General features: G+C 69.9%; 16 protein-coding genes. 9 read left to right on the top strand and 7 right to left on the bottom strand.

Annotated elements, in window-relative coordinates; translation table 11 throughout:
• The first annotated feature begins 37 nt into the window (after positions 1-37).
• Entirely contained in the window at positions 38-1,216 is a 1,179-nt protein-coding gene (locus ACZZZB_RS07320) for an aromatic acid exporter family protein (protein WP_463529307.1), read from the top strand.
• Between the two features lie 23 nt (positions 1,217-1,239).
• Here ACZZZB_RS07320 and ACZZZB_RS07315 read toward each other — a convergent pair whose 3' ends face one another.
• Positions 1,240-2,079, bottom strand: a complete 840-nt coding sequence (locus ACZZZB_RS07315; RefSeq protein ID WP_229939522.1) for an SDR family oxidoreductase — start codon at positions 2,077-2,079, stop codon at positions 1,240-1,242.
• 202 nt (positions 2,080-2,281) lie between these two features.
• On the opposite strand from ACZZZB_RS07315, the gene ACZZZB_RS07310 reads away from it, so the two are divergent.
• The 3 genes from ACZZZB_RS07310 (at position 2,282) to ACZZZB_RS07300 (ending at position 6,060) form a co-directional block, all read left to right on the top strand.
• Positions 2,282-4,066, top strand: coding sequence for a glycoside hydrolase family 15 protein (locus ACZZZB_RS07310; protein ID WP_463529306.1), 1,785 nt, complete (start codon positions 2,282-2,284; stop codon positions 4,064-4,066).
• Between the two features lie 130 nt (positions 4,067-4,196).
• Positions 4,197-5,105: an SMP-30/gluconolactonase/LRE family protein gene (locus ACZZZB_RS07305; protein WP_463529305.1), complete on the top strand. Its 909-nt coding sequence runs from the start codon at positions 4,197-4,199 to the stop codon at positions 5,103-5,105.
• A 58-nt stretch (positions 5,106-5,163) separates the two neighbouring features.
• Entirely contained in the window at positions 5,164-6,060 is an 897-nt protein-coding gene (locus tag ACZZZB_RS07300; RefSeq protein WP_192004391.1) for an SDR family oxidoreductase, read from the top strand.
• Between the two features lie 96 nt (positions 6,061-6,156).
• Here the strand turns inward: ACZZZB_RS07300 and ACZZZB_RS07295 are convergent, their stop codons facing one another.
• Genes ACZZZB_RS07295 through ACZZZB_RS07285 form a run of 3 tightly spaced genes read right to left on the bottom strand, consistent with a single transcriptional unit; the run spans position 6,157 to position 7,917 of the window.
• Positions 6,157-7,230 carry a YihY/virulence factor BrkB family protein gene (locus ACZZZB_RS07295; protein ID WP_240043967.1) on the bottom strand — a complete coding sequence of 358 codons (1,074 nt, stop codon included), beginning with the start codon at positions 7,228-7,230 and terminating at the stop codon, positions 6,157-6,159.
• Positions 7,223-7,465 carry a DUF3618 domain-containing protein gene (locus ACZZZB_RS07290; RefSeq protein ID WP_064297084.1) on the bottom strand — a complete coding sequence of 81 codons (243 nt, stop codon included), beginning with the start codon at positions 7,463-7,465 and terminating at the stop codon, positions 7,223-7,225. Before ACZZZB_RS07290 ends, ACZZZB_RS07295 begins: the two co-directional genes overlap by 8 nt.
• Positions 7,462-7,917, bottom strand: a complete 456-nt coding sequence (locus tag ACZZZB_RS07285) for a phage holin family protein (protein ID WP_071261765.1) — start codon at positions 7,915-7,917, stop codon at positions 7,462-7,464. Before ACZZZB_RS07285 ends, ACZZZB_RS07290 begins: the two co-directional genes overlap by 4 nt.
• Before the next feature lie 167 nt (positions 7,918-8,084).
• Between ACZZZB_RS07285 and ACZZZB_RS07280 the strand changes: the two genes are divergently transcribed.
• Both ACZZZB_RS07280 and ACZZZB_RS07275 read left to right on the top strand, forming a co-directional pair.
• Entirely contained in the window at positions 8,085-8,999 is a 915-nt protein-coding gene (locus ACZZZB_RS07280; protein WP_079704870.1) for a VOC family protein, read from the top strand.
• Positions 8,996-9,628 (top strand): alpha/beta hydrolase, encoded by a 633-nt coding sequence (locus tag ACZZZB_RS07275; protein WP_191940339.1) that lies wholly within the window; start codon positions 8,996-8,998, stop codon positions 9,626-9,628. Before ACZZZB_RS07280 ends, ACZZZB_RS07275 begins: the two co-directional genes overlap by 4 nt.
• Before the next feature lie 17 nt (positions 9,629-9,645).
• Here ACZZZB_RS07275 and ACZZZB_RS07270 read toward each other — a convergent pair whose 3' ends face one another.
• Positions 9,646-10,110 (bottom strand): Lrp/AsnC family transcriptional regulator, encoded by a 465-nt coding sequence (locus ACZZZB_RS07270; RefSeq protein WP_124768505.1) that lies wholly within the window; start codon positions 10,108-10,110, stop codon positions 9,646-9,648.
• A 106-nt stretch (positions 10,111-10,216) separates the two neighbouring features.
• Here ACZZZB_RS07270 and ACZZZB_RS07265 point away from each other — a divergent pair, with 106 nt between their 5' ends.
• Complete coding sequence (locus ACZZZB_RS07265) at positions 10,217-10,690, top strand: DUF2000 domain-containing protein (protein ID WP_463529304.1); 474 nt, start codon at positions 10,217-10,219, stop codon at positions 10,688-10,690.
• Between the two features lie 59 nt (positions 10,691-10,749).
• Positions 10,750-11,448 carry a Pr6Pr family membrane protein gene (locus ACZZZB_RS07260; RefSeq protein WP_086472966.1) on the top strand — a complete coding sequence of 233 codons (699 nt, stop codon included), beginning with the start codon at positions 10,750-10,752 and terminating at the stop codon, positions 11,446-11,448.
• A 68-nt stretch (positions 11,449-11,516) separates the two neighbouring features.
• Here ACZZZB_RS07260 and ACZZZB_RS07255 read toward each other — a convergent pair whose 3' ends face one another.
• A complete protein-coding gene (locus tag ACZZZB_RS07255) occupies positions 11,517-12,557 on the bottom strand; it encodes a medium chain dehydrogenase/reductase family protein (RefSeq protein WP_463529303.1) in 1,041 nt (346 codons plus the stop codon).
• Positions 12,558-12,650: 93 nt separating this feature from the next.
• Positions 12,651-13,196 (bottom strand): TetR/AcrR family transcriptional regulator, encoded by a 546-nt coding sequence (locus ACZZZB_RS07250; protein ID WP_463529302.1) that lies wholly within the window; start codon positions 13,194-13,196, stop codon positions 12,651-12,653.
• A gap of 57 nt (positions 13,197-13,253) precedes the next feature.
• Between ACZZZB_RS07250 and ACZZZB_RS07245 the strand changes: the two genes are divergently transcribed.
• Positions 13,254-13,739, top strand: a complete 486-nt coding sequence (locus tag ACZZZB_RS07245; RefSeq protein ID WP_085512028.1) for an SRPBCC family protein — start codon at positions 13,254-13,256, stop codon at positions 13,737-13,739.
• Positions 13,740-13,747 lie beyond the last annotated feature (8 nt).

Raw genomic sequence — 13,747 nt, 5'->3', positions numbered from 1 at the left:
GACGCTTCGACAGGGCCAGACCAGCATGGCGGCTGTGATGAGCGGTGATGAGGTGACCGGGCGCGAGACCCCGACGGGGAGCATCCGCACACCGAAGCAACGGGTCGGCGCGTGGATCATGCCCGCGCTGCGCCCGTGGCGCCTCATGCTCGCGCTGAAGGTGGCCATCGCGGCCACCGCGGCCTGGTTCCTCGGCAGCCTGCTCCCGGGCGAGCTCGGCGACTTCTCCTACTACGCCCCGCTCGGCGCCCTCGTGAGCCTCACGCCGACGCTCATGGACTCGGTGCGCTCGAGCCTGCAGACCCTCATCGGTCTGGGCCTCGGCATCGGACTCGCGTGGCTGCTCATCATTTCGCCCGCGCTCGGCTGGGTGTCCGTCTCGCTGTCGGTGGGGCTCGGCACGCTGCTCGCCGGCCTGCCGGGGCTCGGACAGGGCCGTGACTACGTCCCCATCGCGGCGCTGTTCGTCATCATCATCGGCGGAGCGAACGCCAACGACTTCTCGGTCGGCTACCTCGTGCAGATGGCCCTCGGCGTGCTCGTCGGGCTCCTCGTGAACCTGCTCATCATGCCGCCGTTGTTCGTCCGCGAGTCGGCAGCCGGGATCTCGGCCGCGAGGTCACGGATGGTCGGTGCGCTCCGGAGCATGTCGGACACCCTCCGATCCGAGTCGGCACCGACCCCGGACGACCCGCCGTCTTGGGACAGCTCGCTGCTCGCCATCCGGCACGACGTCGACGCCGCGCGCGGGCTGATGAAAGACGCCGCGGAGAGCCGCCGGGCCAATCCGCGCACGCGGTGGAACCGGCACGACTTCCGCGGGGATGAGGGGGCGCTCGCCGCCCTCGAGCGGATCGCGCCGGTGGTCGTGGAGATCGGTGACGCCCTGCGTGCGGCGCTCTGGGGGATCCCGGTGCCGGTCGACCTCGACGAGGGCGTCCGGAGTGCGCTCGCCGATGCGATCGACGCCTCGGCCGACCTCGTCGAGGCGGCGATCGACGACGAGCGTCTCTCCGATGCGCTGCGTGCCTCCGACCAGGCGCTGACGATGCTGCGTCGGGCGGTGCGCTCGGCCCACGCGGGCGCGAACGGTGCGGCCGGTCGGGAGTCGGACGACGCCGACCCGGCGGAGGATGCGGGTGGCGAGAACCTGCTGTTCGCGCTGCGTCGCATCCACGCCGAGATCGAACGCTCGGAGCGGTCGCCGGACGCCTGAGCGGCGCCCGGCGCGCCCGGTCCTCAGAGGATCGGCTTGCCGCCGGTCACCGCGATGACGGCGCCCGAGATGTAGCTCCCCTCGTCCGAGGCGAGCAGCACGTAGGGCGGAGCGACCTCGGCAGGCTGGCCCGGACGCCCGAGCGGGGTGTCCGTCCCGAACGACTCGACCGTCTCCGGCGGCATCGTCGACGGGATCAGGGGCGTCCAGATCGGACCGGGGGCGACGGCGTTCACGCGGATCCCGTCACCACCGAGCATCTGCGCGAGCGACGCGGTCATGCTCGCGAGACCCGCCTTGGTCATGGCGTAGGGCATGAGCTGCGGCGACGGCGAGTCGGCCTGCACCGAGCTCGTCGCGATGATCGAGGAGCCCGGAGCCATGTGGGGGACGGCCGCCTTGCTCAAGTGGAAGAACGCGCTCAGGTTCGTGGCGAGCGTGTGGTCCCACTCCTCGTCCGGGATCTCGGCCAGGCTCTCCCGGGTCATCTGGTACGCGGCGTTGCTCACCAGGATGTCGACCTTCCCGAAGCGTTCGACCGTCGCGCGGACGATCTCGCGGCAGTGCTCTGGGCTCGTGAGGTCACCACCGATGCTGAGGGCGGTCCGGCCGGCCTCCTCGACCCAGCGGACCGTGTCGGCCGCGTCCTCGTCTTCATCGAGGTAGCTGACGACGACATCCGCCCCTTCGCGGGCGTAGGCGATCGCGACGGCCTTGCCGATACCGCTGTCGCCACCGGTGATGATGGCGACCTTGCCCTCGAGCTTGCCCGAACCCCGGTAGCCGGTCTCGCCGTGGTCGGCCTGCGGCGTGAGCGCTCCCTCGGTCCCGGGCGGCTGCTGCTGCTGAGCGGGCTGGTTCATGGTGTTCCTCCCTGTGCTGCTGTGGATCCGTGCTGCTGTGCGTGCCAGCATGCTGTGGTTGCGGTCCGTCCACCCAAGCCGATCCGAGCGATCCGCCTCCAGGGGTTGACGCCCGCCCGGCACCCGGCGTCCCGCGCTAGCAGCCGCGTGGCGGGGCCGCCAGCCCCGGCGATTCGGAGGTGCGGCTCGTAGGGTGAATCGCATGACCGCAGCTGGCGAGGATCTCCGTTCGTACGCACCGATCGGGGACGGCCGCACCGTCGCCCTCATCGGACTCCGTGGCCAGGTCGACTGGCTGCCGATCCCCGACCTCGGCTCCATGCCGGTGTTCGCCCGGCTGCTCGACGACGACTCCGGCGGGTGCATCGAGCTCGAGCCGGTCGGCGAGTACACCGTCACGCGACGCTACGTGTCCGGCACCAACGTCTTGCGCACGACCTTCACGACCGAGCACGGGCGTGCGACGATCACGGACGCACTCGTCACGGGCATCGCGGGTCGCCTGCCTTGGGCGGAACTCGCGCGCCGGATCGACGGGGTGTCGGGCAGTGTCGAGTTCACCTGGCGCGTCCGGCCCGGGACCGCACTGGGGACGGCCTCGCCCTGGATCGAGGACAGCACGCGCGGCCCCATCATCCGCTCCGGCGCGACGACGATCGCGGTCGTCGGCGACGAGTACGGGCCGGAGGCGGTCGAGGTCGACGGGGCCATGCCGACGGAGCTCTCCGGTCGCTTCACGACGACCGAGAACTCCCGTCACCTGCTGATCATCGTCGCCACCCACGGTGAGCCGATCCATCTGCCGGTCCCGGCGAACGTGGACGTGGGTATCGACCGGACGATCGACAACTGGCGCGCCTGGTCCCGGGCCTTCTCCTACGAAGGCCCCTGGGCGGATCAGGTGCAGCGCAGTGCCCTCGCCCTCAAACTCCTGATCTTCAGCCCCACCGGTGCCATCGCGGCCGCGGCGACCACCTCGCTCCCGGAGAACCCGCGCGGGGCCAAGAACTGGGACTACCGCTTCGCCTGGGTGCGCGACCTCGCGTACACCGCGCACGCCCTCGTCCGCTTCGGCCTCCGCGAGGAGACGCACGCCGCCGTGTCGTGGCTGCTGCGCACCATCCGCGAGAACGGACCGGAGCTGCACATCTTCTACGGCCTCGAGGGCGGCGTGCCCGATGGTGTGGTCGAGCACGACGTCGCCGGCTGGCGCGGCATCGGTCCGGTGGTCAGCGGGAACCCGGCTCAGGGGCAGCTGCAGCTCGGCGTCTACGGCGACCTCTTCGCGATCTGCCGCACCTACGTCGACGCCGGCAACGTCCTCGACGTCGAGACCGGCCGTCTCCTCGCCGAGGTCGCCGACCGCACCTGCGACCTGTGGCGGAACCGCGACGCCGGCATGTGGGAACTGCCCCAGGAGGAGCACTACGTGTCGTCGAAGATGGGGTGCTGGCAGGCGCTCGGTGATGCGGTGCACCTGGCGGAGCTCGGGCAGGTCGCCGGCAGTGCCGACCGCTGGCGCACCGAGCAGACCCGCATCCGGGAATGGATCGACGAGCACGGGTGGAACGAGGAACGCGGGGCGTACGTCATGTTCCCCGGGAGCGACGACCTCGACGCCTCCGTGCTGCTGCACGCGATGAGCGGGTTCGACCGCGGTGACCGGATGTCCTCGACGATCGACGCGCTGACGGCCGAACTCGGCGAGGGGGCGCTGCTGTACCGGTACTCGGGCGTGCAGCAGGAGGAGTACACCTTCGTCGCCTGTGCGTTCTGGCGGGCCTCCGCGCTCGCCTGCGTCGGTCGTCACGAGGAGGCGATCGCGGCCATGGACGAGCTCGTCGGCATGACCAACGACGTCGGGATCCTCGCCGAGATGATCGACCCGGCCGACGGCGCGCACTGGGGCAACCTGCCGCAGGCGCTGAGCCACCTCGCGCTCATCAACGCGGCCCTCACGATCAAGGAGCTCACCGAGGAGGATTGACGTCCCCGGTCCCTGAGCTGCGCCGCACTGAGCCTGTCGAAGTGTCGAAGGGCACGCACGCGGGTACCCGCCCGATGCTGGGAAAGCAAGCCCCGCAGGGACACCCGTCCGGGTCCGTACCGTGGAGGCAATGGATGTTCACCCACAGGTCTTCCGAGACACCCCCGCGATCCTCGTCGAGAGCATCTGGTGGGACGCCCGCACCGACGAGGTCGTCTGGGTCGACATCACCGCGGGCACGCTCCATCGTGGTCCGATCGACGGAGCCGTCGACGGCAGTGACGACCGCGTCACCGAACTCCCACCGCCGCTGAGCGCCGTGCAGCCGCGTGCCGCGGGCGGCTACATCGCCGCACTCGGTGACCGCATCGTCACCCTCGACGACGACGGGCTCATCGCCGAGACCCTGGCGAAGCTCGACCACGTCCACGCCGGCCTGCGCAGTAACGAGGCGAAGGTCGACCCGTTCGGCCGGTTCCTCGTCGGCTCCATGGACGTCACCACCGGCGAACCGAATGCCGCCCTGTACCTGCTCGACGACACCGGACTCCGCACGCTCCTCGGCGGCTTCGGCGTCACCAACGGCTTCGAGTGGTCCGACGACGGTCGTACCGTGTACGTGACCGACACCACCGTGAAGACGGTCTACCGGGCGAGCACGGGAGAAGACGACCGACTCGGGCCGCTGGAGCCCTTCCTCGTCGGCTACGACTCCGACGGCCTCGCGCTCGACACCGACGGTCGATTCTGGAACGGCGTCAACGGCGGTGGTCGCGTGCTCCGGTGGAGCCCGGACGGCACCGTCGAGGACGAGCTGAGCGTGCCGGCCCCGGGCGTCACGTCGGTGGCCTTCGGCGGGCCCGAGCTCACGACGCTCTTCGTCGGGACGGCCCGCGAGAACCTCACCGAGGCGGACCTGGTGGATGCACCGCTCAGCGGCGGCATCTTCCGATTCGACGGACTCGCGACCGGCCGACCCGTCAATTCCTACGGACGCCGATCGACCTCGGTGCCCGACCCTGCGACCGACCGCATCTGACCTGAACCATTCCGACCTGTCCGACCACGACCGAACACTGAACGAGAGGACCATCACCATGGCCAACGACCAGTACACCTTCACCGACCCGGCGAAGCTCTACGCCCACATCACCGCCGAGAAGCAGCACCAGCCCGAGCCCGGACTGGACGCCGAGCTCGACCCGAAGGCCGACCTCGGCGAGAAGAGCTACCGCGGCTCCGGCAGGCTCACCGGCCGCAAGGCGCTCATCACCGGTGGCGACTCCGGCATCGGCGCGGCCACCGCGATCGCCTTCGCCCGCGAGGGCGCGTCCGTCGCGCTGTCCTACCTTCCCGAGGAGGAGGAGGACGCGCAGCGCATCGCCGGCATCCTGCAGGACGCCGGTGCGACCGTGCTCACCCTGCCCGGCGACCTCCGCGACCCGGCCTACTGCCGCGACCTCGTGGAGCGCGCGGTCGAGGGCCTCGGCGGCCTCGACATCCTCGTGAACAACGGCGGCAAGCAGACGTTCAACGAGGACCTCACCACCCTCACGGACGAGCAGTTCGACGACACCTTCAAGACCAACGTCTACGCGATGTTCTGGCTCTCGAAGGCCGCGCTCCCGCACCTCCCGGCCGGCTCGTCGATCATCAACACGACGTCGATCCAGGCGTACTCGCCCTCCGACATCCTCGTGGACTACGCGTCGACCAAGGCGACCATCAACGCCTTCACGAAGGCACTGGCGCAGCAGCTCGCGCCCAAGGGCATCCGCGTCAACGCGGTCGCGCCCGGCCCGATCTGGACGCCGCTCCAGGTGTCGGACGGTCAGCCGCAGGACAAGATCGCGGAGTTCGGCGAGGACACCCCGCTCGGCCGCATGGGACAGCCGGCCGAGCTCGCGCCCGCCTACGTGTTCCTCGCGTCGGCGGAGTCGAGCTACGTGCTCGGTGAGACCCTGAACGTCAACGGCGGTATGCCCACGCCGTAACCCCGTCCCACCCCACAGCAGCCCGCGAACTGTCAGTTGCGGCTAGTCGGACCACCGTCCGACTAGCCGTTTCTGACAGTTCGCGGGCTGTTTGGGTCAGTCCGTGCGGTCCGCTGCACGTCGGACGCGACGGCCCTCGAGGGCGTCCTTCGCGTCGCGGTCGGCGAGCGCCTTGATCGCGGCGTCCGACCGCAGGGGCAGCTGCAGCTCCTGCTCGGCGGCGACACCCGAGGCGAGCTGGCGGCCACGCTGGATCTCGATGTCGAGCTGGGCACCGAACAGCAGTGCCAGGTTCGCGATCCAGATCCACAGCAGGAAGATGATGATGCCGGCGAGCGAGCCGTAGGTGGCGTCGTAGTTGCTGAAGTTGGCGATGTAGAAGCCGAACCCGACCGAGGCGAAGAGCAGGATCAGGAGTGCGGTGAGCGCACCGATGCTGATCCAACGGAACTTCTCCGGCTTGATGTTCGGCGTCGCTGAATACAGCACGGCGATGACGAAGACGAGCGCGGCGGCCATGACCGGCCACTTCGCGATCGACCAGACCGTGAGGCCCGTCTCACCGAGACCGACCGCCTGTCCGATGGCCTGCGCGACCGGGCCGGACACGATGAGTGCGAGGGCGATCACCGAGATGACGAGCAGGACGACGAGGGTCACGCCGAGCTGCGTCGGACGCAGGGACCAGATCTTGCGACCCTCCTCGACCCCGTACATACGGTTGAGCGCGCGCCCGAAGCCGCCCACGTAGCCGGATGCCGACCACACGGCACCGGCGATACCGGCGATGAGGGCGAAGCCGATCGCCGGTGACTCGACGAACTGGTTCACCGCGTCGGTCAGGAAGCCGAGGCTGTCGCCCGGGGCGAGGTTGCCGACGATCTCGAGGAGGGCGTCGGTGCCGCTGCGGCTCTGTCCGAAGAGGCCGAGGATCGAGACGAGCGCCAGGACCGCCGGGAAGAGCGACAGGATCGCGAAGTAGGTGAGCCCCGCGGCGAGGTCGGTGCACTGGTTCGAGGTGAAGGAGTGCAGCGTCCGCTTCAGGACGTAGCCCCAGGGGAGGGGGACGCGCTGGGGGTTCATCGTCTCTTCCGCGTGGTCCGCATCGCGGTTCCGCGGATCGTCCGGCGTGCTGCGCTCGAGACGGTCCTCCTTGGTTGGTTCAGACACGGTGCCCTCGGTTCGCACGCCACAGCAGGACACCGGCACCGACGACCGCGACCGAGGCGACGACGATGGCGGTGGTGCGCAGGTGGTACGCCACGGCGGTGCGGACGTCGAACTTCTGGAAGAGGAGGTCGAGCGTCTGCGCGAGGTGCTCACGCGTCTGCTCGACGTCGAGCTGCAGGGTGTTCAGACCGGCGCCCTCGGGGGGAGTGGGGCGGGCGAGATCCTGGTCGCTCATGCTGCGGCCTCCTTGGTGTCGTGCTTCGAGTCGTGCTGCTGGTGCTCCGCGAGGTGGTCGCCGGTGAGGGCTTCGACACTGCGCTCGGGAACGGGCTTCGCGCCGGCCTTGAGCTTCTTGACGCCGACGAGCGCCAGGATCCCGGCGACGAGGATGAGGACGACGCCGACGATGAGGGCGGCGAGCCAGGCGGGGAGCACGGTGGCGAGTCCGAGGACGGCTGCCGCGATGAGCGTCCCGAAGCCGAAGAGCACGAGCACCAGGGCGACGACGAGCATGCCCGCGCCGATCCCGAGGTCCTTGGCCTTCTTCGTCATCTCCGCCTTGAACAGGGCGATCTCGCCCGTGACGAGGCGGACGACGTCCTCGCGGAGGTCGGTGAGGAGGGTCTTCATGGGAGGAAGTCCGCGGCGACTCCGTCTGCGGTCGGCCGCGCTGCTGGCATCGGTCATGTGAGCACTCTTCTCGTTGTGGTCCTCCAGCCCACACCCCTCTCGCGCGCGAGACAAGGGCTTGACAGGCGTGTCGGCCGATCGCGGAATACGGCGACACTCAATTGGTTACATCTACAAGTAAACGGGGTAGCCTGTACCGACCCCATCACCCGATCGGAGACCGAATGTCCGCTGTGCTCGACGAGCGTCTGCTCGCCCCGGAGACGTCGATGGGCGCGGTCACGCTCCGCGTCGGCGACCTCGACCTCATGTCCGGCTACTACGCCAACGCCTTCGCGATGGAGCCGCTCGAGGAGCGCAGCCGCGACCGCGAGGTGCACCGGGTGCTCGGTCGTGGCGACACCCCGCTCGTGCGGCTCGTGCACACGCCAGACCTGCCGGCCGTCGACCGGCGGCAGGCCGGCCTGTTCCACACGGCGTTCCTGTTCGAGGACGAGTCGAGCCTCTCGGCGACGGTCTATCGGGCCGCGCAGGACCCCCGCGGACAGTTCGTCGGGTCGAGCGACCACTTCGTGAGCGAGGCGTTCTACTTCACCGACCCGGAGGGGAACGGCGTCGAGCTGTACACGGACCGCCCGCGCAGCAGCTGGGTGCGCTCGGGCGACCAGATCGCCATGACCACCACCTACCTCGACCCGAACGCCTACCTGCAGCGTCATCTCACGGAGGACGCCCTCGGCGCCGGGCCCTCGTTGGCCGGTGCCGTCGGGCATGTGCACCTGCAGGTGGGCGACCTCCAGACCGCCCGAGCCTTCTACGTCGACGCCCTCGGATTCGAGACCACGCAGACCGAGTACCCCGGCGCGATCTTCGCCTCCGCCGGCGGGTACCACCACCACATCGCGATGAACGTCTGGAACAGCCAGGGCGCCGGACCTCGCGCGGCCGCCCTCGGCCTCGGCGACGTGTCGATCACCGTCCCCGACCTCGCGAACCTCGATACGCTGGCCGCGAGGCTGCGCGCTCGCACGATCCCCTTCGACGCGGACGGTCGTTCCGTGACCGTCTCCGACCCGTGGGGGACCCGCGTGACGGTGGCCCTGCCCGACCTGTCGACCGAGGAGCTGCTGTCCCGATGACCACCGCACTGCGCGACGTCCGCTCCGTCGACTGGGCCGACGCCGCGTCGTCCGCTCCCGTCGTCGCGGTGCTCCTCCACGGCTACGGTTCGAACGAGCACGACCTCACCGGCCTCGTCGGGCCGCTCGCGCTCGGGATGCCCTGGGTGTCGCTGCGCGCGCCGCTCGAGATGGGTCACGGCGGGGCGGCCTGGTTCGAGATCACGACGCCGGGCAACCCGGACCCGGAGCCGATCGCCCGTGCCACGGACGCCGTCTGGGGTTGGATCGACGAGCACGTGTCGGCCGAGGCTCGCATCGTGCCCATCGGCTTCTCGCAGGGCGGCTTCATGGCCTCGCAGCTGCTGCGCACGCGACCCGAGCGGGTCGTGGCGCCGGTCATCCTCGCCGGGTTCGTGCTGAGTGCGCCGCAGCCCGGCGACGAGATGCTGGCAGCGACGAAACCCGCGGTGTTCTGGGGACGGGGTCTCGAGGACCGCGTCATCGCCGCGCCGGCCGTCGCGCGCGCCGCAGCGTGGTTGCCGCTGCACACGACCCTCACCGAGCGCACCTACCCGGGCCTCGCCCACGGGATCGACCAGGCCGAGATCGACGACGTCCGTGGGTTCCTCGGCGAGCACGTCGGCTGATCTGTCGCCACAGTCGCTCAGTCCCTCGTCTCCGCGGGCATCACCACGTGCGGTCGCACGTGCTCGTAGACGACGCTCGTCCGGACGTCGGCGACCTCCTCGCGTTCGGTCAGCTTGTCGATGACGAAGGCGTAGAGCGCGTCGTTGTCGGTGACGGCGACCTGGAGCAGGAAGTCCTCGTTCCCGGAGACGACGAACACGCCGATGGTCTCCGGGAGGGTGATCGCCCAGCTGCGGAACGCGTCGATGTTGACGCGCGACGGCGGTCGGATCCGGATCGCGATGAGCGCCTGGACGGAGCGACCGAGCGACGGCAGATCGACGTCGAGTCGCGCGCCGCGGATGACGCCGCGGCGGTACAGGCCGCGGGTGCGGTCGAGCGCGGTGGTGGGTGAGACGCCGACCGCGGCAGCGATGTCCCGGTTGGTGCGCCGGGCGTCGCGCTGGAGTTCGCGCAGGATCGCCGTATCAAGTTCGTCCATGCGGTCGATTGTGCCAGTTCATCCGGACGATGTACGGGGTTGAATTCGCTGTGGTGCCGCTCGACATAGCCTGATGGTCGATTCACGTACGACATCAGGGAGAGACATGACGGAACAACAGCTCGTCGGCTTCGCGCCGGAGGAGATCGACACGGCGGCGCCCACGCGGTCCGCCCGGCTGAAATGGGTCGTCGTCGTGCAGCAGGACCTCCCGGCCGGTCGAGCCGTGAATGCGGCGGCCTGCGTCGCTGCGGCGATCGGAGCCCGCGTGCAGGGACTCCTCGGGCCGGACGCCCTCGATGCCGACGGCTCGGCTCATCCCGGACTGCCGTGGGCCGGTTGCAGCGTGTTGTCCGCTCCGGCTGAGCAACTGGCGGTGATCCGGGCCAAGGCGGCGGGCTCGGACGGCGTGCTCGTCGTCGACATGCCGGAAGCGGCCCAGCTCACCCGGGTCTACGACGAGTATCTCGAAGCAGTGGCGGCGACCGCGCCGGACGAACTCGCCCCGCTGGCCGTCGCGCTGGTCGGGCCGCGCAACCGGGTGGACCGGATCGTCGGGCGACTGCCGCTGTTGGCCTGAAAGCGCATGCGTCAGGGCTTGAGGGAGGTGGGGTGCGGCGGGCTGGCTAGGGTTGGCGGGTGAGCACCACCGTCCATCCCACGCAGGTCGCGCCGTCCGCAGCCGTCGTCACCGCCAGCCGCGTGGTGTACCTCCTGATCGCCGTGATCATCGCGATCTCGCTCGTCATCCAGATCGTCCTCGTCATCACCGGCGGCGCCGACGCCCGCTCGGGTGGCGTGGACATGTCCGTCGGGCTGGCAACCCGCTTCGCTCGCATCTTCAGTGCGTTCACGATCCTCAGCAACCTCATCGTGCTCGCGGTGTCCGTCCTGCTGGCGATCGACCCCCTGCGCGACGGTCGGCTCTGGCGGGTGGCGCGGCTCGACGCCCTGCTCAGCATCGTCATCACCGGCATCGTGTACGCGGTGGTGCTGGCGCCGCAGGTGAACCTCACGGGGTGGGCGCTCGTCATCACGATCGGGTTCCACTACCTGTCCCCGTGGCTCACGCTCGGCGCCTGGCTCGTGTTCGGTCCGCGTCCGCGCTTCACTTGGAGCACCGTCGCCTGGGCGTTCCTCTGGCCGCTCGCCTGGGTGGTCTTCACCTTCATCCGTGGCGGCATCACCGGCTGGTACCCCTACCCCTTCCTCGATGCAACGCAGCTCGGCTTCGACGGCGCCGTCAGGAACGCGCTCATGGTGCTCGTGGTCGCGATCGTGTTCGCCGTGCTGCTCAAGCTCGTCGACCGGGTGCTGCCCGCCGCGCTCCGCCGCTGAGGTGAGGCACCTGGTCGCCCGGCGGCGTTCCGGGCGACCATCTGCCTCACCTCGGCCTGCGGCCCGGCTCACGGGTGCAGGACAACTTTCCCGTTGAGGGTCCGCGACTCGGCGAGCTCCATGGCGGCGACGATCTCGGTGAGGGGGAACCGGGCGGCGATGTTGGCCGTGATGTCACCGTGCTCGAGGAGCCGGAAGACCTCGCCGAGGTCGGCCTCCAGGCGGCGGCGGAACCTGGCGGGACGGAGGCGGTGGCCTGCCCACAGGTCGTAGAAGGTCGAGCTGCGGCCGTTCGGGAGGGCCGTCCAGAGCAGCGCCTGACCGATCGCCAGCAGGAACGGCGCCATCAGCGGTCCCGTGCCGCCCATCGTGGTGATGATCGAGTAGGTCACGAGCGTGCCGCCGCGGGCGAGGAGCCCGAAGGCCGTGCGGGTCGTCTCGCCGCCGACGTTGTCGAAGACGGCATCGACCCCGTTCGGCGCCAGCTCGCGAACCCGTGCGCCGAGCTCGGGGTCCGCGTAGTCGACGGGGATGACGCCCGCCGCGCGGAGTGCCTCGTGATGCCGGGGCGACGCCGCACCGATGACCCGGACGCCGTGGAGTCGCGCCAGCTGGATGAGGATTCCGCCGACGCCCCCGTTCGCACCGAACAACAGGATGGTCTGGCCCGGCTGGGCCCGCGCAGCGCGGTGCAGCATCTGCCACGCGGTGACGCCGTTCACGACGACCGTCTCGGCGTCCTCTGCGCTGACCCCGTCCGGCACGAGGATGCTGTCGCGCGCGGCCACGACGGCGTGGGTCGCCCAGGCGCCCGTCTTGGTCAGGGTCGCGACCCGTTTGCCGATGAGGGTCGCGTCACCTCCGGTGCCGACCTCGAGCACCCGTCCGACGAGGTCGTATCCCGGGACGAACGGGAACGCCGGCTGGCCGAAGTACCGGCCCTTGCGCATCGACTGCTCGGCGAAGGAGACCCCGGTGGCCTCCATCTCGACCAGAAGCTGGCCGGCGTCGGGAGTCGGCGTGGGCACGGTGGCCAGTTCGAGGCCGGCCGGCTCGACGAGGCCCGGCAGGACGACCTGGGTGGTGGTCGCGGATGGTGTGGTGTGCATGATGTGTTCCGATCTCGTGATGGTTGTGTGTGACTGAACAGTCACAACTGTGGGTACGAAAAACAGCAGGTGCGGTAGGTGGCTCTGAGTCGATCAGTCGTGCCGGATGCCGTGGTCGACGACGCGCGCCCAGTCGGCGTCGACGTCGCCGAGGCCCGCCTGTACGACGAGGTGGCAGAGCTGCCCGTAGGCGAGACTGCGCTGGACTGCGCCGGCGTCCGCCCCGGAGTCACGGGACATGACGCGCACCACGAGTGCGAGCCCGGAACGGACTGCCTCCTGGATCTCGGGAACGTCGCAGGCGCTCTGCGCGTGCACCTGGAGGGCGATGAGACTGCGGTCGCGGATGAGCTCGATGTACGCCTGGGTCATCGCGTCGAGCTTGTCGGTCGGGCTCCACTCCGGGTGGTCCTCGACGGCTGCGGACATCGCGTTCGCGACCTGCTCGTAGCAGTGCTCGACCGCGGCGACGAAGAGGCCGAGTTTGCCGTCGAACAGGCGGAAGACGTACGCGGGGGAGATCTTGGCCGCCGCAGCGACGTCCGCGACGGGGGTGGCGCGATAACCGGCGATCGAGAAGACCTCCACCGCACTCGCGATGGTGCGGACGCGTTGGTCCTCGGCGGTCGATCGGCTCATGTGACTGATTGAACACGAACAAACGATGTCCGTCAAGCACCCGTGCCAGGATGGGGCATGCCCGTCGTCGAATCCCGCTGCACCGTGCCTGTCCCGCCCGACGTCGCGTTCGCGATCTCCCAGACCACCGGCGAGACCCGGATGCGCTGGGATCCGTTCATCCGGAGGCAGTACTTCCTCGACGGCGCGAAGGAGGCCGCCAAGGGCGTCCGCACCTTCACCGTCCAGCGGTTCGGGTTCCGGATGGTCAGCGAGTACGTGTCGTACCACCCGCCGACCAACGTCGGTATGAAGATGACGAAGGGCTCATGGTTCTTCGAGCGGCTCGCCGGCGGCTGGCGCTTCAGCCCGGTGGAGGGCGACGACCAGCGCACCCTCGCCGTCTGGCGCTACAACTTCACGTGCAAGCCGCGGTGGCTGGCGCCGATCGCCGAGCGCATCGGTGCGATCGTCCTGCAGCGCGACATCGACCGCCGCATCCGAGGCTTCGCGCGCGGCTGTGAGGATCCCGCCGTGCTCGCCGCGGTCGCTGCAGCGGACTGATCCGCCAC

It is taken from the genome of Plantibacter sp. AC185 (assembly GCF_979258065.1).
Note: the sequence above shows the minus strand (reverse complement) of the source record. Positions and strands in the feature narration are given on the sequence as shown.